Source organism: Paenibacillus alkaliterrae (genome assembly GCF_021532375.1).
GTDB lineage: Bacteria > Bacillota > Bacilli > Paenibacillales > Paenibacillaceae > Pristimantibacillus > Pristimantibacillus alkaliterrae.
Genome location: NZ_JAKGAP010000014.1, coordinates 66,583 through 88,641, shown reverse-complemented (window position 1 = coordinate 88,641; position 22,059 = coordinate 66,583). Strand labels below are relative to the sequence as shown.

26 protein-coding genes and 1 riboswitch are annotated in these 22,059 nt (G+C 52.0%); of the genes, 25 read left to right on the top strand and 1 reads right to left on the bottom strand.

Annotated elements, in window-relative coordinates; genetic code table 11:
• Positions 1-68 precede the first annotated feature (68 nt).
• Both prfA and prmC read left to right on the top strand, forming a co-directional pair.
• Positions 69-1,139, top strand: a complete 1,071-nt coding sequence (gene prfA, locus L1N85_RS08220) for a peptide chain release factor 1 (protein ID WP_235237026.1) — start codon at positions 69-71, stop codon at positions 1,137-1,139.
• Between the two features lie 98 nt (positions 1,140-1,237).
• Positions 1,238-2,245, top strand: coding sequence for a peptide chain release factor N(5)-glutamine methyltransferase (gene prmC / locus L1N85_RS08215; protein WP_235237024.1), 1,008 nt, complete (start codon positions 1,238-1,240; stop codon positions 2,243-2,245).
• A gap of 230 nt (positions 2,246-2,475) precedes the next feature.
• On the opposite strand, the gene L1N85_RS08210 is transcribed toward prmC, so the two are convergent.
• Positions 2,476-2,616, bottom strand: coding sequence for a hypothetical protein (locus L1N85_RS08210; protein ID WP_235237022.1), 141 nt, complete (start codon positions 2,614-2,616; stop codon positions 2,476-2,478).
• Between the two features lie 287 nt (positions 2,617-2,903).
• On the opposite strand from L1N85_RS08210, the gene spoIIR reads away from it, so the two are divergent.
• From spoIIR to L1N85_RS08095, 23 genes are all read left to right on the top strand, one after another.
• Positions 2,904-3,647: a stage II sporulation protein R gene (gene spoIIR, locus L1N85_RS08205; RefSeq protein ID WP_268818195.1), complete on the top strand. Its 744-nt coding sequence runs from the start codon at positions 2,904-2,906 to the stop codon at positions 3,645-3,647.
• 135 nt (positions 3,648-3,782) lie between these two features.
• Entirely contained in the window at positions 3,783-4,844 is a 1,062-nt protein-coding gene (locus L1N85_RS08200; protein ID WP_235237019.1) for an L-threonylcarbamoyladenylate synthase, read from the top strand.
• A gap of 100 nt (positions 4,845-4,944) precedes the next feature.
• Positions 4,945-5,505: a manganese efflux pump MntP gene (locus L1N85_RS08195; protein WP_235237010.1), complete on the top strand. Its 561-nt coding sequence runs from the start codon at positions 4,945-4,947 to the stop codon at positions 5,503-5,505.
• 42 nt (positions 5,506-5,547) lie between these two features.
• On the top strand, positions 5,548-6,126 hold the full coding sequence (locus tag L1N85_RS08190) for a low molecular weight protein arginine phosphatase (RefSeq protein ID WP_235237008.1): 579 nt from the start codon (positions 5,548-5,550) through the stop codon (positions 6,124-6,126).
• A gap of 71 nt (positions 6,127-6,197) precedes the next feature.
• A riboswitch (ZMP/ZTP riboswitch) is annotated at positions 6,198-6,279 on the top strand.
• Positions 6,280-6,377: 98 nt separating this feature from the next.
• The gene (rpiB, locus tag L1N85_RS08185; RefSeq protein ID WP_235237006.1) at positions 6,378-6,839 is read left to right on the top strand and encodes a ribose 5-phosphate isomerase B; all 462 of its coding nucleotides are present in this window, start codon (positions 6,378-6,380) and stop codon (positions 6,837-6,839) included.
• Between the two features lie 7 nt (positions 6,840-6,846).
• Entirely contained in the window at positions 6,847-7,458 is a 612-nt protein-coding gene (locus tag L1N85_RS08180) for a TIGR01440 family protein (protein WP_407946347.1), read from the top strand.
• Between the two features lie 78 nt (positions 7,459-7,536).
• Positions 7,537-8,784: a serine hydroxymethyltransferase gene (locus tag L1N85_RS08175; protein WP_235237002.1), complete on the top strand. Its 1,248-nt coding sequence runs from the start codon at positions 7,537-7,539 to the stop codon at positions 8,782-8,784.
• Between the two features lie 242 nt (positions 8,785-9,026).
• Positions 9,027-9,329: a type II toxin-antitoxin system Phd/YefM family antitoxin gene (locus L1N85_RS08170; RefSeq protein WP_235237000.1), complete on the top strand. Its 303-nt coding sequence runs from the start codon at positions 9,027-9,029 to the stop codon at positions 9,327-9,329.
• Complete coding sequence (locus L1N85_RS08165; protein WP_235236999.1) at positions 9,330-9,722, top strand: type II toxin-antitoxin system RelE family toxin; 393 nt, start codon at positions 9,330-9,332, stop codon at positions 9,720-9,722.
• Between the two features lie 332 nt (positions 9,723-10,054).
• Complete coding sequence (locus L1N85_RS08160; RefSeq protein WP_235236997.1) at positions 10,055-11,140, top strand: glycine-rich domain-containing protein; 1,086 nt, start codon at positions 10,055-10,057, stop codon at positions 11,138-11,140.
• Between the two features lie 304 nt (positions 11,141-11,444).
• Positions 11,445-12,074: a uracil phosphoribosyltransferase gene (gene upp / locus L1N85_RS08155; RefSeq protein ID WP_235236995.1), complete on the top strand. Its 630-nt coding sequence runs from the start codon at positions 11,445-11,447 to the stop codon at positions 12,072-12,074.
• Between the two features lie 37 nt (positions 12,075-12,111).
• On the top strand, positions 12,112-13,260 hold the full coding sequence (wecB, locus tag L1N85_RS08150) for a non-hydrolyzing UDP-N-acetylglucosamine 2-epimerase (protein WP_328285186.1): 1,149 nt from the start codon (positions 12,112-12,114) through the stop codon (positions 13,258-13,260).
• A gap of 191 nt (positions 13,261-13,451) precedes the next feature.
• A complete protein-coding gene (locus tag L1N85_RS08145; RefSeq protein ID WP_235236993.1) occupies positions 13,452-13,685 on the top strand; it encodes an AtpZ/AtpI family protein in 234 nt (77 codons plus the stop codon).
• On the top strand, positions 13,678-14,061 hold the full coding sequence (locus L1N85_RS08140; protein ID WP_235236990.1) for an ATP synthase subunit I: 384 nt from the start codon (positions 13,678-13,680) through the stop codon (positions 14,059-14,061). Before L1N85_RS08145 ends, L1N85_RS08140 begins: the two co-directional genes overlap by 8 nt.
• A 9-nt stretch (positions 14,062-14,070) precedes the next feature.
• The gene (gene atpB, locus L1N85_RS08135) at positions 14,071-14,829 is read left to right on the top strand and encodes a F0F1 ATP synthase subunit A (RefSeq protein ID WP_235236988.1); all 759 of its coding nucleotides are present in this window, start codon (positions 14,071-14,073) and stop codon (positions 14,827-14,829) included.
• Positions 14,830-14,942: 113 nt separating this feature from the next.
• A complete protein-coding gene (gene atpE, locus L1N85_RS08130) occupies positions 14,943-15,155 on the top strand; it encodes a F0F1 ATP synthase subunit C (RefSeq protein ID WP_028608302.1) in 213 nt (70 codons plus the stop codon).
• 92 nt (positions 15,156-15,247) lie between these two features.
• Entirely contained in the window at positions 15,248-15,730 is a 483-nt protein-coding gene (atpF, locus tag L1N85_RS08125) for a F0F1 ATP synthase subunit B (protein ID WP_235236987.1), read from the top strand.
• Positions 15,727-16,266 (top strand): F0F1 ATP synthase subunit delta, encoded by a 540-nt coding sequence (locus L1N85_RS08120; protein ID WP_235236984.1) that lies wholly within the window; start codon positions 15,727-15,729, stop codon positions 16,264-16,266. The genes atpF and L1N85_RS08120 overlap by 4 nt, the downstream gene beginning before the upstream one ends.
• 25 nt (positions 16,267-16,291) lie before the next feature.
• Complete coding sequence (atpA, locus tag L1N85_RS08115) at positions 16,292-17,806, top strand: F0F1 ATP synthase subunit alpha (protein ID WP_235236982.1); 1,515 nt, start codon at positions 16,292-16,294, stop codon at positions 17,804-17,806.
• A gap of 287 nt (positions 17,807-18,093) precedes the next feature.
• A complete protein-coding gene (gene atpG, locus L1N85_RS08110; RefSeq protein WP_235236980.1) occupies positions 18,094-18,954 on the top strand; it encodes an ATP synthase F1 subunit gamma in 861 nt (286 codons plus the stop codon).
• 78 nt (positions 18,955-19,032) lie between these two features.
• Positions 19,033-20,439: a F0F1 ATP synthase subunit beta gene (atpD, locus tag L1N85_RS08105; RefSeq protein WP_235236978.1), complete on the top strand. Its 1,407-nt coding sequence runs from the start codon at positions 19,033-19,035 to the stop codon at positions 20,437-20,439.
• A 21-nt stretch (positions 20,440-20,460) separates the two neighbouring features.
• Positions 20,461-20,859 carry a F0F1 ATP synthase subunit epsilon gene (locus L1N85_RS08100; RefSeq protein ID WP_235236976.1) on the top strand — a complete coding sequence of 133 codons (399 nt, stop codon included), beginning with the start codon at positions 20,461-20,463 and terminating at the stop codon, positions 20,857-20,859.
• 140 nt (positions 20,860-20,999) lie between these two features.
• Positions 21,000-22,043: an ABC transporter substrate-binding protein gene (locus L1N85_RS08095; RefSeq protein WP_235236974.1), complete on the top strand. Its 1,044-nt coding sequence runs from the start codon at positions 21,000-21,002 to the stop codon at positions 22,041-22,043.
• Positions 22,044-22,059: the final 16 nt, after the last annotated feature.

The window sequence follows — 22,059 nt, the reverse complement described above, 5'->3', positions numbered from 1 at the left end:
GTCGATACGAAGGCCTTGATATGGTATAATGAGCATTATTCTAATGGAATAGACAGAGGTGAATGATTGTGTTTGACCGTTTACAAGCACTCGCAGACCGGTATGAGAAGCTGAGCGAGCTTTTGTGCGATCCGGATGTATCCAGCGATCCCAAGCGGCTTAGAGAGCTATCCAAGGAGCAGTCGGATTTACAAGAGGCTTATGATGCCTTTACCGAATATAAACAAGTGTCGGAACAGCTCGAGGATGCCAAGCTGATGCAAGGCGAGAAGCTCGACGACGAAATGCGCGAAATGGTGAAGATGGAGATCGACGAATTGAGCGGGCGCAAGGCTCAGCTTGATGAGAAAATCAAAATCGTTCTGCTGCCGAAAGACCCGAATGACGATAAGAATGTCATCGTGGAAATTCGCGGCGCCGCCGGCGGAGACGAAGCGGCATTGTTCGCTTATGAGCTGTACCGCATGTATACGAAGTTCGCGGATACGCAAGGCTGGCGCGTCGAGCTGATGGACTTCAGCGAGAATGACCTCGGGGGCTTTAAAGAGGTTATTTTCATGATTACGGGCAAAGGGGCATACAGCAAGCTGAAGTTTGAGAGCGGCGCACACCGCGTCCAGCGTATTCCGGTAACGGAATCCGGCGGCCGGATCCATACCTCGACTTCGACGGTTGCGGTTATGCCTGAGGTTGAAGACGTAGAGGTTGAAATTTTAGACAAGGATATCCGGATCGACACGTTCTGCTCCAGCGGAGCGGGCGGCCAGTCGGTTAATACGACAAAATCCGCAGTTCGCGTGCTTCATGTACCGACCGGGATCATGGCGACCTGTCAGGATGGCAAATCTCAGAACGAGAACAAGGCGAAAGCTCTGGCCGTGCTTCGCGCCCGCATTTCGGATGTCCGCCGGCAAGAGGAAGAAGCGAAATATGCAGGCGAGCGGAAGAGCAAGGTTGGTACGGGCGACCGCAGCGAACGTATTCGCACATACAATTTTCCGCAAAGCCGCGTAACGGATCATCGGATCGGATTGACGCTGCACAAGCTGGATGCGGTTATGAACGGTGATCTGTCGGAAGTGATTGCATCGCTTACGATTGCGGAGCAAGCCGATTTGATGGAACGTGAAATGGTTTAAGTTTTAAGCTGTGCTGGGCCGCCGAATGCTTGCTGGATGCAAGCGGCGGTCCGGTTTTTTTGTCGTGAGGCGGCGCATGGAAGGAAGGGGCGTTCGGTATGAGTTATATAACAGATGGGCCGCGGTTTTCGGAGCCGATTACGATTCGCGAGGCGCTTATAAGGGCAACTGCCTTGCTAAAGTTGGAGGCAGTGTTGGAGCCGCGCAATAATGCAGAGCTGCTGCTCATGCATTTGCTCGGCATGGATCGCGCGGCGCTGCTGCGGGATAGCGGAGAGCTGTTCCCGGCTTCACGCTTAGCGGAGTGGGAGCAGCTCGTGCGGCGTAAGGCTGGGGGTGAGCCGGTTCAATATATGATCGGCGAGCAATGGTTTTACGGCCGGCCCTTTACTGTAACACCGGCCGTACTGATCCCGCGCCCCGAGACGGAGCTGCTCGTCGAGGCGGTGCTGGAAGCAGGCGACCGCCTATGGCCGCAGGCGGTCGACGGACTGGACGCTGCAAGCGGGGCTGAGCCCGGCAGCAGTGCGAGCGCCGCTGTGCCGACAGTCATCGACGTCGGCACGGGCAGCGGCGCCATCGCCGTGACGCTGGCTTCGCAGCGTCACGCTTGGCGCGTAAGCGCGTCCGATCTTTCGCCGGACGCGCTGGCTGTCGCCCGCACGAACGCGGCCCGCCATGAGGCGGCGGACCGAATGGCGTTCGTGCAGGGCGACCTGCTCGCGCCCTTCATACCTGGGCGCGAGCAGCCCCCGGGCAGCTCCGCTGCCCCGCACGCCGGGCTGCGCATCGACGTGCTCGTATCCAATCCGCCATATATCCCGGCGGCGGATTTGCAAAGCTTGCAGCGCGAGGTGCGCGACTATGAGCCGCACCTCGCGCTGGATGGCGGGGCGGACGGGCTGGACCCTTACCGCCGCATGCTGGAGCAGCTTCCGCTGCTCGCGGCGATGCCTCGCATCGTCGCCTTCGAGCTCGGCCTGGGCCAGCCTCGCATCGTCGCCGACATCATGCGCAGCATGGGCGCATGGGACGAAATCCGCATCATCAGCGACTATGCGGGTATTGAGCGCCATGTCATCGCGATCCAGACGCAGCCGTGCTAATCGGTAGCACACAGCACGGCGCTGCGACAAAATATGCAAAGTTACCGGATAAATCCAACATACAGCGCCACCAGAGTCAGAAAGCGGCAAAGTTACTGGATTTATCCAACATACAGCACCGCCCAAGACCGAAATCCGCGAAGTTACTGGATAAATCCAACATACGCGAGATTGGCCTAGGTCTTATAGCAGAAACGAGCGGCGCGGCTTTGTTCGAATTCACGGGCAGGTCAGCCCGTTCCTTTTTCATTGTGAATTTCCAACGCTTCGAGCCGGATAAAATCCGCAAATACTTCCTGCACCAAATCCTCGGCCTGGCCAAAAGAGCCGGTCATCCGATATCGAATAAAGCAGCGGCTTGTAGGTCTCATAGCTTTGCTGAATCTCCATCGTTCTCACCGTCCTTATTCCCCATTTTATCCATCTGTTTATATCTTCCATCCGGACCCTTAAAAAAGCGGGCATTCCGAACGCACCGCCGGCCGGAACCTGAGCTGAGGGGATAGTGGAGCAAAGCTTCGCCGACCATCCGCGCCATTTTTCCAAAAAGCTAGATTACTAGGTTTATATATTCCTAATCCCGGACATACTGACGGATAGATACGTTCCGGAACGCAAGCAGACGCACCGACGGGGGCGACGAGAGGAGCTTGTGTGTATGTCCAGCCTTCATACCTATAAATCGATTTCCGATTCTGCTCATTCAGCTAGCCCTTATAAATTTCCTTACCGCAAATCCTATGGTTTTATCGTTTTTGTACTTATACTCTTAATGATGAGCTGGGAAGCCCAGCAGATGGATGCGGCGGTCGCAGGCGGCCAAATTCCGCAGGAAGCGATTCGCCTTCGTATTTTAGCAAACTCCGATCGTCCCGAAGACCAAATTGTGAAGCGTCTGGTTCGGGATGAAATCGTTAAAGCGATGAACGGCTGGGTGACGGCCCCTCAAACGATTGAGGAGGCTCGCAGGACGATCATAGCCAATATGCCGGAAATTGAACGAATTACCGCAGAGGTGCTGCAAAGCCGCGGCTTTTCATACAGCTCGTCGGCTGAGCTCAGCACCGTCTCCTTCCCTACGAAAATGTACGGCAATCAGGTATACCCGGCAGGCGAGTACGAAGCGGTCCGGATTACGCTTGGCGAGGGCGGCGGCGAAAATTGGTGGTGCGTGCTGTTTCCGCCGCTATGCTTCATCGACGCTGTGTCCGGCGAGGCATCGGCTGCCTCTGCCGAAACTTCCGCCGCGGCCGAGACGGCTCTTGCGGCGCCGCAGCAAGAAACAGTCCAAACAGCCGCCGCTGCTGAAGCTTCTTCGGAAGGGGAAGCGCCGGAAGCGAAGTTCTTCCTATGGGAGATGATCACATCGTTAATCGACTGGATCAAGTCCTTATTCTCTTAATTCAGCCTAAATCAAACGGCAGTCTCGTCTTTTTTAACAGGACGAAGCTGCCGTTTCCGTTCATACACGGATGCTTATGTTATAATAGTTGAAATGTAAATCACTTCATTTAAGAGCAAGGATTGAAGCATAGACATGACGATAACTAACGTGTGGCACGTCCAACAGGCAGCCGATGACCAGCTCCGCGAGGAGCTGAAGGAAGCGGCCGGATCTCTAAAAGAGGGAGGGCTGGTCGCTTTTCCAACCGAGACTGTATACGGGCTCGGCGCGGACGCGCGCAGCACTGCGGCCGTGGAAAAAATCTTCACCGCAAAAGGGCGGCCTTCAGATAATCCGCTCATCGTGCATATCGCAGACCGTACGCAATTGGACGAGCTGGTTCTGCCGTATCCGCAGCTGGCGAAGGCGCTTATGGACCGCTTTTGGCCGGGTCCGCTGACCATCGTGCTGCCCGTACGAGCGTCGGCGCTGTCCCCGCTTGTTACGGCAGGGCTGGCTACGGTAGGCATTCGTATGCCTGACCACCGAACGGCATTGGCGCTTCTAAGAGAAGCTGGCTGCCCGGTAGCCGCACCGAGTGCCAATCGGTCCGGAAGGCCGAGCCCGACGACGGCCAGGCATGTGCTCGAAGATCTGGAAGGCCGGATCGACGGTATCGTCGACGACGGTGCGACCGGCGTTGGACTCGAATCGACGGTCATTGAGCTGATCGGAGAGCATGCGATCCGGATTCTGCGTCCGGGCGGCGTGACACGAGAAGCTCTACAGCAAGCCGCCCCGCGAGCAAGCATAGACAGCGCGTCGGCAGCGGAGTTGGAAGCGGTCCCGCGCTCTCCGGGCATGAAATATACGCATTATGCGCCGCAAGGGGAGCTTGAGCTCGTTCAAGGCGAGCCTGAAGCCGTCACGGCCTATATCCATAGGCAGACGAGAGCGGCGCGGCAGAGAGGCGAGTTGACGGGCGTTCTGGCCTTCGAGGAGAGGCTCGCCGGCTACGAGGCCGACTGCTTGTTGTCTCTAGGCAGCGAAGACGGGTTGGAAGAAGCAGCCCACCTTTTGTATGCCGCCCTTCGTGATTTCGATGCGGCGGGCGTCCAGCGAATATGGGCGGAATGCTGCAGCGAGCAAGGCATCGGAGCCGCGCTTATGAATCGGATGGCGAAGGCGGCAGGCGACCGCATTGTAAGGTTATAGTTTCGAAGATTAGAAAGACAAAGAACGGCAAATAGTATGTTTGTCCCCATGTCCGCATATGTTTGGTATAGAAAACAAGCGGACATGGGGGAGATAGGCTGTGATCGAAGCACAATTACAGGCTGGGCAGCTTCTGACGCTTCTCATCATAGCGTTGGCGCTTGGGCTGGACGCTTTCTCGCTGGGACTCGGGATCGGCCTCAAAGGAATCCGTCTGCGGGATATTTTGAAGCTGGGCGCCGTAGTTGCTATATTCCATGTTATGATGCCATTAGCGGGCATGTATACCGGACATTACGTTAGCAGCTTGCTGGGAAATGTAGCAACGACGGCGGCTGGTATTTTGCTCGTGCTGCTTGGTGGACATATGATATACAGCTCTCTGCGGGGAGATGAGGTGCAGTCCTTTGATTACCGCTCTTCGTGGGGATTGCTGTTGCTCGCGCTTAGCGTAAGCGTGGACTCCTTCTCGGTCGGCATAACGCTGGGGATGTTTGCGGCGAACATTTTGATTACGGTACTGCTGTTCGGTTTTTTTGGCGGCTTGATGTCTGTGCTTGGCTTAATGCTCGGGCGCAAAGTAAGCGGCAATCTGGGCGAATACGGCGAGGCATGCGGAGGAGCGATCTTGTTTGTATTCGGAATCTTGTTTATATTTTAAGCAGGGGAATACGTTCCAGCACGAGTGGAAGGGGTTGGAAGTGTGAAACGTATATTATTCATTTGTACAGGCAATACATGCCGTTCGCCGATGGCGGAGGCTTTGCTGCGCCGGATGGCTGCTCAGAGAGGCATTACGGTTGCGGTCCGCTCGGCTGGGGTATCAACCGTGGACGGGCTTCCCGTATCCGCTCATGCCGTCGAGACGCTGCGGCGGCGGGATATCGATCATACGGGCTCTTCCCGGGCGATGACGAGCGAAGCGGTGAAGTGGGCCGATATTATTTTGACCATGACCTCAAGCCACAAACGGGGCCTGCTGCAATGGCATCCCGACGCGATCGACAAAACCTATACGCTGAAGGAATATGCGCTTCAGGATGATCGCATGCTGGCGGATATCGAAGAGCTGGAGGCGCTTTATACGGAGCTGCATATGAAGCAGGCGCTCGGTCAGCAGCTGTCGGCATCCGAGAGGAACCGGCTTCTGGAGCTGGAGCGGCGTATTCCAAGCTTCGATATTGTCGATCCCTTTGGCGGATCGCTGTCGAACTACGATAGCTGCGCGATGGAGATCGAAGCGGCGCTTTCGAAGCTGCTGGACAAGCTGACGAAACGATAATTCCGCGTTTAACCCGTTTGGAATAGATTGATTTTTTGAATGGTTTCGGCTATTATAAGAGAACAATATACGGTTTCCGATGTAACTGGCGACGGAAGTGGGCTAACCACGGTGGAGCATCGGAATATACGGCCGGTCGCCTGGGCAAAGAGCAGCATGCTAATAAGCATGTCTTGCTCTTTTTTCGTCTTTTTTCGTAAAAATAGGTATACTAGCACTGTGATGTTCCATTTCGAAGGAGGTCTTTTACGTTGAAAATTGCTATTGGTGCTGATCATGGAGGCTACAGCTTGAAGGAAGTGGTTGTGCCGTTTCTTCAATCTCTTGGACATGAGGTTGTAGACGTCGGCTGCAGCTGCGAGCAATCCGTTGATTATCCGGACTATGCATTGCCCGTATGCGACCTTGTTACGAGCGGCCAAGCAGAACGCGGTATACTGATTTGCGGCACGGGTATCGGCATGTCGATCGCTGCAAACAAGGTACGGGGCATCCGCTGCGCGTTGGTGCATGACCTGTTCTCGGCTCAAGCCACGCGTGACCACAATGACTCGAATGTGCTCGCGATGGGCGAACGCGTTATCGGTCCCGGAGTAGCCCAAGAAATCATTCGCATTTGGATTGAAACGCCGTTCTCGGGCGGCGAGCGTCATGCGGGCCGAATCAATAAAGTGAAACAAATTGAAGAAAAATATGCCGGACAGTCCTCATAAGGGGGCGATGGCGATGACCAAACATAACGATTTACAGCAGAGCGAAACGGCCGTTCAAGTGGAAACCATCATTCGCGAGCTTGCTTTCGCAGGCAAACTTTCCATGGATCAATTACTTGTCATTGGTGTAAGTACTAGTGAAGTGCTGGGCCGGCGCATCGGTACGGCGGGAACAGTGGAAACGGCGGCCCGGATTTATGCGGGAGTCGATAAGGTTCGCGGGGAAATCGGCTTTATTCCGGTATTCCAATGCTGCGAGCATTTGAACCGGGCGCTCGTGATGGAGCGTGCTGCCGCCGAGCGTTACGGACTGGAAATCGTCGGCGCGGTACCCGTTCCGAAAGCAGGCGGCTCGATGGCAGCTTACGCGTATCGTCAGCTCGCGGATCCTTGCCTGGTCGAAGCCGTACAAGCGCATGCCGGAATCGATATCGGCGATACGTTCATCGGCATGCACCTGAAGCGGGTTGCTGTTCCGGTTCGTCCGAGTATTCGCTGCATTGGCGAGGCGCATGTAACGATGGCGGTCACGAGACCGAAGCTTATTGGCGGCGCCCGTGCCGTATATGAGCTCGAGACCGGCATGACGTCTGAACAGTCTGCAGGAACATGTGAATAATATGGCTTGGCCATTATCCTGTTTGGAATTCATGATCTAACAAATATGTGCATAACTACCTTGAGGAGGATTATAATAATGGAAAATTTGCGTAAACAAGATCCGGAAGTTTTGAAGGCATTGGGCCTTGAGCTGCAGCGTCAACGCGACAACATCGAGCTTATCGCTTCGGAAAACATCGTCAGTGAAGCGGTATTGGAAGCAATGGGCAGCGTGCTTACGAACAAATATGCGGAAGGCTACCCGAGCAAACGTTTCTATGGCGGCTGCGAGCATGTCGATATCGTGGAGGACATCGCCCGGAGCCGTGCGAAAGAGCTGTTCGGTGCCGAGCACGCGAACGTTCAACCGCACTCCGGAGCGCAAGCGAACATGGCGGTTTATCTTGCAGCCTTGCAGCCTGGCGACACGGTTTTAGGCATGAACCTGGCGCATGGCGGCCACTTGACGCACGGAAGTCCGGTTAACGCATCCGGCTTGCTTTATAACTTCGTTGCATACGGCGTGCAAGAGGATTCCTTCACGATCGATTATGAAGAGGTTCGCAAGCTTGCATTTAAGCACCGCCCGCGTTTGATCGTGGCTGGCGCGAGCGCGTATCCGCGCACGATCGATTTCGAGAAGCTCGGCAAAATCGCTGTCGACGTAGGCGCGTTGTTTATGGTTGATATGGCGCATATCGCGGGTCTGGTAGCAGCCGGCTTGCACCCGAACCCGGTGCCGCACGCGCATTTCGTAACGACAACAACCCACAAAACGCTTCGCGGTCCTCGCGGCGGTATGATTCTTTGCCGTCAGCCTTGGGCAGCGGCGATTGATAAAGCGGTATTCCCCGGCTCCCAAGGCGGACCGTTGATGCACATTATTGCGGCCAAAGCCGTTGCTTTCGGTGAAGCGCTTCAGCCTGAATTCAAGCAATACGCGACACAGGTCGTCAAAAACGCGAAAGTTCTTTCCGAAGAGCTGCTTGCTAAAGGCTTCAACATCGTATCCGGCGGCACAGACAACCACTTGATGCTGCTTGATACGCGCAGCCTTAACATTACAGGCAAAGCTGCTGAGCATGTGCTTGACGAAGTGGGTATCACGGTTAACAAAAACGCGATTCCGTTCGACCCGACAAGTCCGTTCGTAACCTCCGGCATTCGTATCGGTACGCCTGCTGCGACGGCCCGCGGCATGAAAGAGGAAGCAATGAAGGTTATCGCGGAAGTTATCACGCTTGTGTTGAACAGCCCGCAGGACCAAGAGGTGCTTGCGAAGGCTCGCGGCATGGTGCGTGATCTTACTGCTCAATATCCGCTTTACCCAAGCATGACTTACTAAGAAATAAGGGACGGTTCGAGATGTCCCTGCAATAAAAGAGAAGAGGCAAGTCGGGGTGTTATTCTCGGCTTGTCTATTTTTTTCGAGAAGAGATCGGGATCGCCTGCGCTTCATTAATGAGCATCTACGATAATCTATTACGTAATCTATTACGTAATATTTTACGGAGCATATTGGATAAATGTATGGTATACTTGGATCATAATCCGGAATAATATAACGTAACAAAGGAGAAGATGGAGATGATATTAGCGATGTCTAAACCGACATTTGACGTTGACCAGTTAGTGACCTCTTCCGATGCTTCCAAAAAATTTGGAGAGTTGCGAAGAAAGGCCAAAGAGCTTCCGCAGTATATTACGGATAATGGCACTGTCGATACTGTTCTGATCGGATACGATTTGTTTGAGCAGATCTACGATCGGTTGACTCGGCTCGAGGAAGAAGAAGAGCAGCGTATCCTCTTGCAACGGCTCGAACGAATTGAACGGGACCCGGAATCCGCGAAGTCTTGGAAAAGTGTACGTCGTAACACAGAGGCCTAAATGTTAGAAGAACGATTTGATGTTCGTCTCGATGCGGATGCTGAAAAAGAGTACAGCCGGCTGGACGGTTCTGTTCTAGGCATGGTTAATGCTGCAATCGATGAACTTATTTTTCGAGCGGATGAAGTAGGGAAGCCACTCAGCAATTATTCAGAAACCAAGCTTGCTGGGTGTAAAGAAATAAAGCTTCGTGACGCCGGAATACGAATTGTGTTTCGGGTTACCAATGAAGTGGTAGATATACTGAGGATCGTTTATGTTCTTACCATTGAGCGACGTGCGCGAGATATGGCTTTTAAAATCGCCCATGGAAGATTAAAGGCTTATCGGAAGCTTACTAAGGAGCAAACGCGGCTTCTTCATGAGAAGCAAAAAAAGTGGTCCATCGAATGAACACCTAATTATATGCGTTTAAAAGAAAAAGTCCAAAGTTTGAAAAAAGACGAAGGAGCTGCCTAAACTGCTCCTATCCACATGCTAAATGCAGCTGAATGCGCTTTTTTGTCCAAATAGTCACACAATTATACACGGGTTGTGGATAACATTGTGGATAAGCTGTTTGTCGATTGTGAATTATTAACAATCATGTTGATATCTTGTGTATAAAAGGAGTCGTAATGTGTGCAACTTGTGTATAATCTTCTTAGAAGATAGCCGTTTCCAAGTGCCAGGGCATTAGGATATATGTTAATATATAGGTATCATGAAACACTAGGGAGGGCCCTATGTCTGAATTCGCGGCCGTATCGCTTATAGCTGTTATTGTCGTTATTATTGCAGCTGTCCTATTGAAATCTAAAAATAAGGGAAGTTCTTCTAATTCCGGCGGAAGAGGCGGGGGCTCCATTGGCAGGACAAATGCATTCGCTCCTTGGCCGTCAGCGGAGCTGCCATCAGCACTGGGCGTTCCTTACGGGCACCCGGCCCGAACGGCAGCGGAGCGGCTCGAGTCAACGCTTGGCCTCGATTTCGAGAGCCGGGTGAAGGATCGGGTATTGAAGGAGTTTCCGCGATTGTCAGACCGGGAGTGGGACTGGACCTGGTTCGAGCTGAAAAGGTATTTCCTGATGTGCGGAATACTCCGTAGTGTGCCTATGTACAGCAGGCAGGTGGATGCGGTTTGGCACGAGATGCTGATGTTCACGAGGGAGTATGAGCAATTATGCATACGCTACTGCGGCGAGATGATCCATCATGCTCCGCATGCACCGGGCGTTCAGCCGCCGCCGGATGAGCGGGCATGGTTCGACTGGGTGTACGGCGAGCTGTTCACGGCAGCGCCGGCGAGCGGCAGAGTATGGGGAGCTTTTTATCGCACCCGTTTATCGGAGACGAAGCTGGCGGAGCTTGCCGAACGGAACGGAGCGGATCTGCGGGAGCATTGGTTTAACGTGAAGGCAGCGGCGAAGCATTCGGATTTGAGCGTGACGGCCGAATATTTAATCGACCGCGCCAAATCGCAGCTTGCGGCGGCTCGCCGGAATGATAAGCCTGGCAAGAAGGGGACAGCTCCTGAGTACCATAAAGGCTATGATCCAGCTTTAGGCGGAGTCGGTCTGCTGTCGGGATTGCTCATCTTTCATTCAATTTCCAATCCGGATGCTTTCGCTCAGCAAATGGACCGCGAGCAAATGGAGGAGGAGCGCCAGGCGAACGGAAGCGGCAGCTCAACCTCTGCGTGCAGCGGGTCATCGGACGATGGAAAAGATCATTCAGGCGGCTATGAAGGCGGCTCCGGCGGAGACAGCGGAAGCGGAGGCAGCGATGGCGGAGGCGGGGGTTCCTCCTGCGGCGGTGGATGCAGCAGTTAATGCGGAGTCGGTATAGAAGGGGCAGCGTTATAATGGCGCTGTCCCTATTTTTTATGGTGAGCAAGCGACAGGCGAGAGCAAAGTTACTGTAAAAATCCAACATAGCGGGCCAAAAGCGGTTGAAGGCGTTCGAAATACGGGATGAGGGGGAGGCGATCGATTTTGCATATAGCATCAAATAGTAAGGGGAATTAACATTTACATGATAATGAGTAAAACTCAAGATGCAACGGTCAGTTTACAATGCTATAATATACGGGATTGTGTCTGGGCCTACAACTATATACGGGAGGAATACCGCTCCATGAGCAAATTAGTCATTTGCGATCATCCGTTAATTCAGCATAAGCTGACTTTTATCCGGAATAAAGAGACGAATACGAAAGATTTTCGGGAATTGGTTGATGAAGTCGCTACATTAATGTCATATGAAATTACGAGGGAAATCCCGCTCGACACGATTAAGGTGCAGACGCCGGTCGCTGAGATGGATTCGAAGGTTGTATCCGGAAGAATGCTCGGCCTTGTTCCGATTTTGCGTGCAGGACTTGGCATGGTAGATGGAATTCTGAAGCTGATTCCGTCAGCCAAGGTTGGTCATATCGGACTTGCACGCGACCATGAAACGCTGCAGCCGAAGGAGTATTACATAAATCTTCCAACGGATGCGCCTAATCGGATGCTGATCGTGATCGATCCAATGCTTGCTACGGGCGGCTCGGCCATCGCGGCCATAAATTCTTTAAAAGATCATAAGTGCGATCAAATCAAGCTGATGTGTCTCATCGCGGCTCCGGAAGGCGTGAAAGCGGTGCAGGATGCGCACCCTGACGTCGATATTTATATCGCGGCATTGGATGAGCGCCTGAACGAGAAGGGCTATATCGTGCCTGGTTTGGGCGATGCAGGCGACCGCATGTTCGGAACGAATTAGCACATGGGGCGAGAATTTATAATAGGAGTGGAATGTTTTGTCTAAACTTAAGGTAATGACTATTTTCGGCACGCGGCCTGAAGCGGTAAAAATGGCGCCGCTTGTGCTCGAGCTGCAAAAGCGCGAGGATGAAATCGAGTCGATCGTCTGCGTAACCGCGCAGCATCGCCAAATGCTGGACCAAGTGCTTGATTTTTTCGAGATTCATCCGAATTATGATTTGAACGTAATGAAGGAACGTCAGACATTGACGGAAACGACTGTACGGGTGCTGGAAGGTCTTGATCCGGTGCTTGCGGCGGCGAAGCCGGATATCGTGCTCGTTCACGGGGATACGCAGACGACCTTCCTCGCGAGCTATGCGGCGTTCTTGAAGCAAATCCAAGTCGGCCACGTGGAGGCGGGTCTCCGTACCTGGAATAAGCTCTCCCCGTATCCGGAGGAAATGAACAGGCAGCTTGCCGGCGTGCTCTCTGATGTGCATTTCGCGCCGACGGAATGGTCGGCGAACAATTTACGCAAGGAGAACAAGCCGGATGCTGCCATTTATGTGACCGGGAATACGGCGACTGACGTGTTCCAATATACGGTAGACGAGTCGTTCTCGCATCCGGTGCTCGACTTTGCGAAGGGCAAGCGGATGATTCTCATGACGGCGCATCGCCGCGAAGCGCTTGGCGAGCCGCATCGGAATATTTTCCGCGCGGTGAAGAGGATCGCTGACGAGCATGATGATGTCGTTGTCATTTATGCGGTACATCCGAATCCGGCAGTCAGAGAGCCTGCGAACGAAATATTGGGCAACCATCCGCGCGTACGCTTGATCGATCCGCTCGACGTATTCGAGTTCCACAACTTTTATCCGCATGCTTACATGATTATGACCGATTCCGGCGGCCTGCAGGAGGAGGCTCCTTCCTTCGGAGTGCCAACGCTGGTGCTGCGCGATACGACCGAGCGCCCGGAAGGCATCGAAGCGGGTACGCTTGAGCTGGTCGGGACCGATGAGGAGCGGGTATACAACCGCGCGAAGGCATTACTGAACGATTCTCAGCTGTATGGACGCATGAGCCAGGCGGCAAATCCTTACGGCGACGGACGCGCTTCGGAGCGCATTGTGGATGCGATCTTGCATCATTTTGGGAAAGTGAAGCAGCGGCCAGATTCGTTCACACAACGTTCATAGTTTGGAAGCGGACCACTGCCTGCGCCTCGAATGTACAGCATACAGTAGTACTGTACGGTTTTCGCGGCTCGGAACACCATATAAATCAAGGGTTTTGGTCGATCTGTTCACGGAAAGTTTGCAGGATTATCAATTGACAAACCTTGCTTCGCTTCGATAAAATAAATGAGGATTGACAGGGGTATAAGCCTATGAGCAAAAAGAACAGAAGAGACAATCCGCTGCTCGCTGCCGGCCTTGTCGGCGCACTCGGAATACAAGTCGCAATTTGTATCTTTTTAGGTTATTGGATCGGTTCCTATCTGGATGGCCGCTTAGGCGGCGGGAAGGGCTGGACGGTCGGAGGCATACTGGTCGGTCTGGCTGTCGGTCTGCTCTCAGCCATTCTGCTTGTGAAGAAGGTTATGGAGGATTCCGATGGATAAAATAATGAGGTCGGCCATACGTACAATCATCTACATGATGTCGGCTTGTCTCATTTTGTGGGCTGTTCTTCCGGAATGGAAGACGGTGACACTCGGCCTAATGGTAGGCTTGGCGGCAAGTTCAATGAATGCGTTTTTATTGAAGCGCAGAGTGAATATGCTCGCACAAGCAACATTGGAAGAAGGTTCCCGGAGGCGCGGACTGGGATTTGGCAGCCGCATAGCGACGGTTTTGCTGGTAGCGATGCTTGCTTACCGTTATCCGGAGACTCTAAATATGCCTGCTGCATTAATTGGCAGTATGGTCATGCCGTTTGTGATTTTAGTAGCGGGAATTATTCACAATGTGAAAGAAGATAATAGCGGAAAGGGGTGAAATAGTTATATGCATTTATTTCCCATCGCGGAGTGGAATGGCATGCGTTTCGATATCGCTGCGATTATTGCGATTCTCGTTTCCGTCATTATCACGATCGTAGTGGCACGATTGGCCGTTCGCAACTTGTCGGTGGACAACCCGTCGAAGATGCAAAATTTTATGGAATGGGCTGTCGATTTCATGCACTCGACCATCGCAAGTTCAATGCCGGTCCACAAAGTCAGACCATATCTGGCGCTAGGGATGACACTCATTATGTTCATCTTTATCTCAAACCTGCTGGGCCTGCCTTTGCTGATTATTACTGATGCGCATGAAGCATTTCCGGCTATTGGCATCACGCAGGAATACCTTGACTCTCATGGCGGTGTTGCGCATCTTGCCTGGTGGAAATCCCCTACTGCGGACTTAGCCGTAACAGCGGGTCTTGCACTCGTCGTATTCGTTCTGGTTCATTATCTGGGGATGAAACTGAACAGAAAGCATTACTTAAAGCATTATTTGCATCCGTACCCAGTGTTCTTGCCGGTCAATCTCATCGAGACGGTTGCAAAGCCGGTTACGCTTGCTCTTCGTCTATATGCTAACATTTTTGCAGGTGAGGTTCTAATCAGCACGATTCTAATGTTAAGCTGGGGCGGCATACCGTTCATGATTGCATGGCAAGGCTTCAGTATTTTCATCGGGGCCATACAAGCCTTTTTATTCACAGTACTCACCATGGTATACATCTCGCAGGCAACTGTGCATGATGAGGAGCATTAAAATGAAGGTACGCTTTACCTCCGGCTCGACGGCATGGGCATTATCACGTTGATTTGGAGCTAGAACGAATAGATAACACCAAAAAACAATGAATTCTGAGGAGGATTTTTCAAATGGAAGTATTGGCAGCAGCTATTGCAGTAGGTTTAGGCGCGATTGGCGCAGGTATTGGTAACGGTATGATCGTAAGTAAAACGGTTGAAGGTATCGCTCGTCAGCCGGAACAGAAAGCCGCTCTTCAAACAACAATGTTTATCGGTGCGGGTATCGTCGAGGTTGTGCCTATCATCGGCGTTGTTATCGGTTTCTTGGCGTTCTTCAGCTAATAGGCAATATACACGATTGGCGGGGAAGGCCTAGCCCTCTTCGCCTTTGTTTTGATTAAAAGTCATATTCGGTCAAGAAAGGAGTGGCAGCTATGGATTTTTTGTGGACATCGACCCTGATTACGATCCTTGCATTCCTGCTTTTATACTGGGGTTTGAATAAATGGGCATTCGGACCGCTGTTTGGCGTGATGGAGAAGCGTAGACAACTGGTGCTCGAGCAAATGAATACGGCGGAATCCAGCCGTAAGCAAGCTGAGCAGGCTATGTCGGAGCAGAAGGCTGCACTCGAGCAAGCTCGCAGAGAAGCTTACGAAATCATTGAGCAAGCGAGAACGACAAGCACGAAGCAAGCGGATGACATCGTTCAATCGGCTAAGAGTGAAGCAACGCGTCTGAAGGACGACGCTGTCAAGGACATTGAGACTGAGAAGAACAAAGCAATCTCAGCTCTCCGTACAGAGGTCGGCAATATTTCGGTCCAAATTGCTTCGAAGATTATCGAGAAGCAGGTTGACGAGAAGGCTCAAGAGCAGCTTGTTGATCAATACCTGAAAGAAGTTGGAAGCAAATGAGCCGCGATACGGTCGTAGCGAAGCGCTACGCTAAAGCGTTGTTTGAGCTTGCTTCGCAGGAGCAGGCTGTTGCCGAGGTTGAGGCTCAGCTGAAGCTGATCGCTCAAACACTGGAACGGGACCAAGACATTCAGAAGTTTCTGTCCCTGCCAAGCATCGATCCGAGCAAAAAAGTCGAATTGCTGAAATCGGCATTCGGCGATCAAGTTTCCGTGCTCGTGTTAAATACGGTAGAACTGCTTATTACCCGCAGGCGTCATGGCGTGATCAGCGAAGTTTACGAAGCCTTCACGAGAATAGCGGGAGAAACGCTTGGTCAAGCGCATGCGACGGTTTATTCCGCCAAAGCGCTGTCTGAGGAGGAGCTTGCCGGTGTAGCAGCTCAATTCGGACAAATGATCGGCAAAACGATTATCGCGCAGCAAGTCGTTAACGCTTCATTGCTAGGCGGCGTACAAGTGCGCATCGGCGACCGTCTGTATGACGGAAGCTTGTCCGGCAAGCTGGATCGTTTACAAAAATCGTTTAAAATCTAATGCACTGTAGATAGGGGTGAACGAATTGAGTATCAGACCTGATGAAATCAGCACGCTGATTAAACAACAGATCGAACAATATAAATCCGAAATTCAAGTCGTAGACGTCGGCACTGTAATCAATGTCGGTGACGGTATCGCTCGGGTACACGGCCTTGAGAATGCGATGCAGGGCGAATTGCTCGAATTCGCTAACGGTGTCGTAGGTATGGCTTTGAACCTTGAGGAAAGCAACGTTGGTGTCGTTATCCTTGGACCGTACACGGACATCCGCGAAGGCGACCAAGTGAAACGTACAGGTCGTATTATGGAAGTACCTGTCGGCGAAGAGCTTCTTGGCCGCGTAGTAAACCCGCTTGGTCAGCCGCTTGATGGCAAAGGACCAATCAACACTACTCAAACCCGTGCGATTGAATCCCAGGCACCAGGCGTTATCGACCGTAAATCGGTTCATGAGCCAATGCAAACGGGAATCAAAGCAATCGACGCGATGGTACCGGTAGGCCGCGGACAACGTGAGCTTATCATCGGTGACCGTCAAACCGGTAAAACAGCGATTGCCATCGATGCGATCATTAACCAAAAAGGCAACGGCGTGAAATGTATTTACGTTGCGGTTGGTCAAAAGCAATCCACAGTTGCGAACGTGGTAGAAACGCTTCGCCGCCACGGCGCGCTTGATTACACAATCGTAGTAACGGCTGGCGCATCTGAGCCTGCTCCATTGCTCTTCCTGGCTCCTTACGCTGGCTGCACAATGGGCGAATACTTCATGTATAAAGGGGAGCACGTGCTCGTTATCTATGATGACTTATCGAAACAAGCGGCAGCTTACCGTGAGCTTTCACTCTTGCTTCGCCGTCCACCGGGCCGGGAAGCTTACCCAGGTGACGTATTCTACTTGCACTCCCGTTTGCTTGAGCGTGCTGCGAAGCTTAGCGATGCAAGAGGAGGCGGTTCAATGACGGCATTGCCATTCATTGAGACGCAAGCATCCGACGTATCGGCATACATTCCAACGAATGTTATTTCGATCACAGACGGTCAAATCTTCCTGGAAGCCGATCTTTTCTACTCGGGTCAACGTCCGGCCGTTAACGTCGGTATTTCTGTATCCCGTGTAGGCGGATCCGCACAAATCAAAGCAATGAAGAAGGTAGCCGGTACGCTCCGTCTAGACCTTGCGGCTTACCGCGAGCTTCAAGCGTTCTCGCAATTCGGATCCGACCTTGATAAATCGACGCTAGCCCGCCTAAACCGCGGTGCGCGCACGATGGAAATTCTTAAGCAAGACGTTAACCAGCCGATGCCGGTTGAGAAGCAAGTCATCTCGATCTATTCAGCGGTTAAAGGCCACTTGGATGAGATTCCGGTTTCGGATATTCTTCGCTTTGAGAAAGAGTTCCACGCATACCTGGATTCGAACAGTCCGGAAATCGGCCAATCGATCCGTGATACAAAGGATATCGTAGCGGATAACGAGAAAGCTCTCGTTGATGCAATCAATAAATTCAAGAAAAGCTTCGCCGTATCGGCTTAATTTAATATGCGCCTAAGCGAGTTCAATCAACTCCGAGCTTAGGCACCCTGCTCCTACCAACACCAGGCGTGAACAGCTCTGCACCTAGCTTCCATTGAAGTGTGGACGGAGAGAAAGGCTGTTGCCGGAGAGTTTACGAGCCGCTTTTTGAAGTTGAATATTACCCTTATAATCTAATCGTAAAAAATTCAACTTCAACAGCGGCCGCAGGCAATAGCCATTCTCGCAGTCCATGCCTTAAATTAAGCTACAGCAAGCTGGAACGCAACAAAGGCGGGTGAAACCAAATGGCAAAAGGTATGCGCGATATTAAACGCGAAATCAAGAGTAAACAAAATACGAAGCAGATCACAAAAGCAATGGAGATGGTTGCCGCTTCCCGCTTAAGAAAAGCGCAGGAAGCAGCGCAAGCAGCGCGTCCATACGCAGAGAAGCTGAAGGAAGTTGTAGCAAGCATCGCATCCGGCACAAAGGATGTGAAGCATCCGATGCTGGAGACGCGTCCGGTGAAGAAGACGGGTTATCTCGTTATTACTTCCGATCGCGGTCTTGCAGGCGGCTACAACGCGAACATTCTTCGTAAAGTAACGCAAACGATTCGTGAAAAGCATAAGTCGAGTGATGATTACGTGCTGTTCGTTATCGGACGGAAGGGCCGCGATTATTTCCGCCGCCGCAACATGCCGATCGTTGAGGAAGTGACTGGCTTGCCGGATGCTCCTACATTCGCTGATATTAAATCGGTTGCTTATTCTGCGGTTAAGAAGTTCTCTGAAGGCGCTTATGATGAGCTTTACTTGTACTATAACGAGTTCGTAAATGCAATTACTCAAGTGCCGACAGCACTGCGTTTATTGCCGCTTGAAGAAGTGGGCGGAAAGGCGTCTGTCACATCGTACGAATACGAGCCGTCTCCGGAGGGCGTGCTTGAAGTACTGCTTCCAAAATATGCGGAAACGCTCATTTACAGCGCAGTTCTAGACGGTAAAGCAAGTGAGTTCGGAGCACGTATGACTGCCATGGGAAGCGCAACGAAAAATGCTTCGAAGATCATCAACCAATTGACGCTCACTTACAATAGAGCGCGTCAAGCGGCGATTACACAGGAAATTTCCGAAATCGTTGCAGGGGCAAACGCCCAATCGTAACCTATAAACTGCAAGGGCTAGGCGCTTGTGATAAGCTGACCGGCGTGCAGTAACAAGAAGGAACCAGGAGGGAAAACCATGAAAAAAGGACATGTTGTATCCGTCATGGGTCCGGTCGTAGACTTAGAGTTCGAACGCGGCAATTTGCCGGAAATTTTGAACGCTGTCAAAATCGAGCAAAAGGGCGAAGCAGGCGGCATTGATATTAACTTGACGCTTGAAGTAGCCGTTCACCTCGGTGACAATAAGGTACGTGCCGTAGCTATGAGTACGACAGACGGTCTTGTGCGCGGTATGACCGCTGTAGATACAGGCGCACCAATTACGATTCCGGTTGGAGCTCCAACGCTCGGTCGTGTATTTAACGTACTTGGCCAACCAATCGACGAAGCCGGCGATGCTACATCGGCAATTAACCTTCCGATTCACCGCCAAGCACCTGCTTTCGACGAATTGTCGACGCAAGCGGAAATTCTTGAAACGGGCATTAAAGTAATCGACCTTCTCGCACCATACGCAAAAGGCGGTAAGATCGGCCTTTTCGGCGGCGCGGGCGTAGGTAAAACGGTTACGATTCAAGAGCTTATCAACAACATCGCACAAGAGCACGGCGGTATTTCCGTATTCGCCGGCGTAGGCGAGCGTACTCGTGAAGGTAATGACCTTTACCACGAGATGAAGGATTCCGGCGTACTTAGCAAAACAGCGATGGTATTCGGACAAATGAACGAGCCGCCGGGCGCGCGTCAGCGCGTAGCTTTGACGGGCCTGACTATGGCTGAATATTTCCGTGACGAAGAAGGCAAGGACGTACTATTGTTCGTCGATAACATCTTCCGTTTCACGCAAGCGGGATCCGAGGTTTCGGCCCTTCTAGGCCGTATGCCTTCCGCTGTAGGTTACCAGCCGACGCTGGCAACTGAAATGGGTCAATTGCAAGAGCGTATCACGTCGACGAAAAAAGGCTCGGTTACGTCGATTCAAGCGATCTACGTTCCTGCCGATGACTACACGGATCCGGCTCCTGCAACGACGTTCGCCCACTTGGACGCTACGACGAACCTCGAGCGTAAAATTTCCGAGATGGGTATTTTCCCTGCGGTTGATCCGCTCGCGTCGTCTTCCCGTATCCTAAGCCCTGCCGTTCTGGGCGAAGAGCATTATAACGTAGCTCAAGGCGTTAAGAAAATTCTTCAGCGCTACAAAGAGCTTCAAGATATTATCGCAATCCTTGGTATGGACGAGCTCAGCGAAGAAGATAAATTGACCGTGTCGCGTGCACGTAAAATTCAACTCTTCCTGTCCCAACCGTTCCACGTTGCTGAACCGTTCACAGGCATCAAAGGTAAATATGTGCCTGTTAAAGAATCCGTTCGCAGCTTCAAAGAAATTCTCGAGGGCAAACATGACGACCTTCCGGAAGAAGCTTTCCGGTATGTAGGTGTGATTGAAGAGGCCGTGGAGAAAGCCAAAGCGCTGCAATAGCGAAAGGCGGGAGGAATCCACATGAGTACCTTTTTGGTAGAAATCGTAACTCCTGAGCGTAAAGTATACGCGGAGACTGCGAACATGGTTAGCGTTACAGGCGTTGAAGGTGAGCTCGGCATATTGCCGAACCATATTCCGCTCGTAACTCCGCTGCGCATTGCTCCGGTTACCATCAAACGCAACGGAAAAGTAGATATCGTAGCGGTAAACGGCGGCTTCATCGAAGTACGCAAGGATAAGATCGTTATTCTTGCCGAGAGCGCGGAGCTTGCGACCGACATTAATGTTGAGCGAGCGGAAGCCGCTAAGCAGCGTGCCCAGCAGCGTCTGGCCGCGAAGCGTGACGAGGTTGATTACCGCCGCGCGGAGCTTGCTCTGCAGCGTGCCATGAATCGTCTGAATACGAAACAGAAATAGGGTTTACCTGTAGGCACCATTCTCGCGAATATCGTGAGAATGGTGCTTTTTACATATATTATCCATTGACAATGATAATGATAATTCCTATCATAGAGAAAGATTAAGTGAGAAAGATTATCATATGGGGGTTTGGAGAAATGAAACGTTCGAAATTAATTACCATCTTGCTTGCGGTCATGGTTGTATTCCTGGCTGCATGCGGCGGTACAACAAATGAAGGCAACAACACGAACACAAACAATCAAGGTACAGCGAATGCTGGGCAAACGAATAATGCCGGCGGCGAAAGCAATGGGACTGGCGAGGAAGCGAGCCGCATGATTAAGCATGCCATGGGCGAGGCGGAAATCACGGGTACACCGAAGAAGATCGTCGTTCTGGAGTGGACCTATGCCGAGGATCTGCTTGCACTTGGCGTGCAGCCGGCCGGCGTGACCGATATTGAAAACTACAATGTATGGTACGGCTTTCTGGAAGAAAAGCTTGACGCTGCTGTCGTAGAGCTCGGAACGCGTCAAGAGCCGAGTATCGAAACGATTACGAGCCTTGCTCCGGATCTGATCATCGGCGTTAAGTTCCGTCACGAGGCAATCTATGACCAGCTGAATGCGATCGCGCCAACGTTGATTTTTAATCCGTATCCGGAAGAAGGCGGCCTCGATCAATATTCGGAAATGGAAGAAACGTTCCGTGCGATCGCGGATGCCTTGAATAAGAAAGATGAAGGCGAGAAGGTGCTGGCTGATCTGCAAGCCGTCTACGACGATGCGAAAGGGAAGCTGAGCGCAGCAGGTAAAGAGGGGCATGAGGTTGTTATGACGCAGGCTTGGAGCACGGACGGTGTCGTTGATTTCCGCTTATTCACGGATAACTCGATGGCTATGGCAATTCTAGCTAAAATCGGCTTGAAAAATGCGCACCAAGACTCAGCTTTCCAAATGTATGGCTACACGCAAACGACGCTGGAAGCACTGACGAAAACTCAGCAGGCAAGCCTGCTTTATACGGTGAGTCCGACTGATCCTGTATTCAGCGATATGCTGCCGAAGAACAAGGTGTATAACGAGCTTCAATTCGTCAAAGAAAACCGTCTGTACGATCTAGCAGGCATTTGGCCTTTCGGCGGTCCAAAGTCGGCAGAGCTGCTTGCGAACAAAGTAACTGAACTGCTCGCTAAATGACGGCAGCGAAGCTTCA

Coding starts and splice junctions, on each gene's coding strand:
- atpG (WP_235236980.1), top strand. CDS start 18,094: ATGGCAAAAGGTATGCGCGATATTAAACGCGAAATCAAGAGTAAACAA.
- upp (WP_235236995.1), top strand. CDS start 11,445: ATGAGCAAATTAGTCATTTGCGATCATCCGTTAATTCAGCATAAGCTG.
- L1N85_RS08175 (WP_235237002.1), top strand. CDS start 7,537: ATGGAAAATTTGCGTAAACAAGATCCGGAAGTTTTGAAGGCATTGGGC.
- atpD (WP_235236978.1), top strand. CDS start 19,033: ATGAAAAAAGGACATGTTGTATCCGTCATGGGTCCGGTCGTAGACTTA.
- L1N85_RS08160 (WP_235236997.1), top strand. CDS start 10,055: ATGTCTGAATTCGCGGCCGTATCGCTTATAGCTGTTATTGTCGTTATT.
- atpF (WP_235236987.1), top strand. CDS start 15,248: ATGGATTTTTTGTGGACATCGACCCTGATTACGATCCTTGCATTCCTG.
- L1N85_RS08145 (WP_235236993.1), top strand. CDS start 13,452: ATGAGCAAAAAGAACAGAAGAGACAATCCGCTGCTCGCTGCCGGCCTT.
- L1N85_RS08120 (WP_235236984.1), top strand. CDS start 15,727: ATGAGCCGCGATACGGTCGTAGCGAAGCGCTACGCTAAAGCGTTGTTT.
- prmC (WP_235237024.1), top strand. CDS start 1,238: ATGAGTTATATAACAGATGGGCCGCGGTTTTCGGAGCCGATTACGATT.
- L1N85_RS08165 (WP_235236999.1), top strand. CDS start 9,330: ATGTTAGAAGAACGATTTGATGTTCGTCTCGATGCGGATGCTGAAAAA.
- L1N85_RS08100 (WP_235236976.1), top strand. CDS start 20,461: ATGAGTACCTTTTTGGTAGAAATCGTAACTCCTGAGCGTAAAGTATAC.
- L1N85_RS08180 (WP_407946347.1), top strand. CDS start 6,847: ATGGCGATGACCAAACATAACGATTTACAGCAGAGCGAAACGGCCGTT.
- L1N85_RS08140 (WP_235236990.1), top strand. CDS start 13,678: ATGGATAAAATAATGAGGTCGGCCATACGTACAATCATCTACATGATG.
- L1N85_RS08170 (WP_235237000.1), top strand. CDS start 9,027: ATGATATTAGCGATGTCTAAACCGACATTTGACGTTGACCAGTTAGTG.
- L1N85_RS08095 (WP_235236974.1), top strand. CDS start 21,000: ATGAAACGTTCGAAATTAATTACCATCTTGCTTGCGGTCATGGTTGTA.
- L1N85_RS08210 (WP_235237022.1), bottom strand. CDS start 2,616: ATGAGACCTACAAGCCGCTGCTTTATTCGATATCGGATGACCGGCTCT.
- atpB (WP_235236988.1), top strand. CDS start 14,071: ATGCATTTATTTCCCATCGCGGAGTGGAATGGCATGCGTTTCGATATC.
- L1N85_RS08200 (WP_235237019.1), top strand. CDS start 3,783: ATGACGATAACTAACGTGTGGCACGTCCAACAGGCAGCCGATGACCAG.
- atpE (WP_028608302.1), top strand. CDS start 14,943: ATGGAAGTATTGGCAGCAGCTATTGCAGTAGGTTTAGGCGCGATTGGC.
- spoIIR (WP_268818195.1), top strand. CDS start 2,904: ATGTCCAGCCTTCATACCTATAAATCGATTTCCGATTCTGCTCATTCA.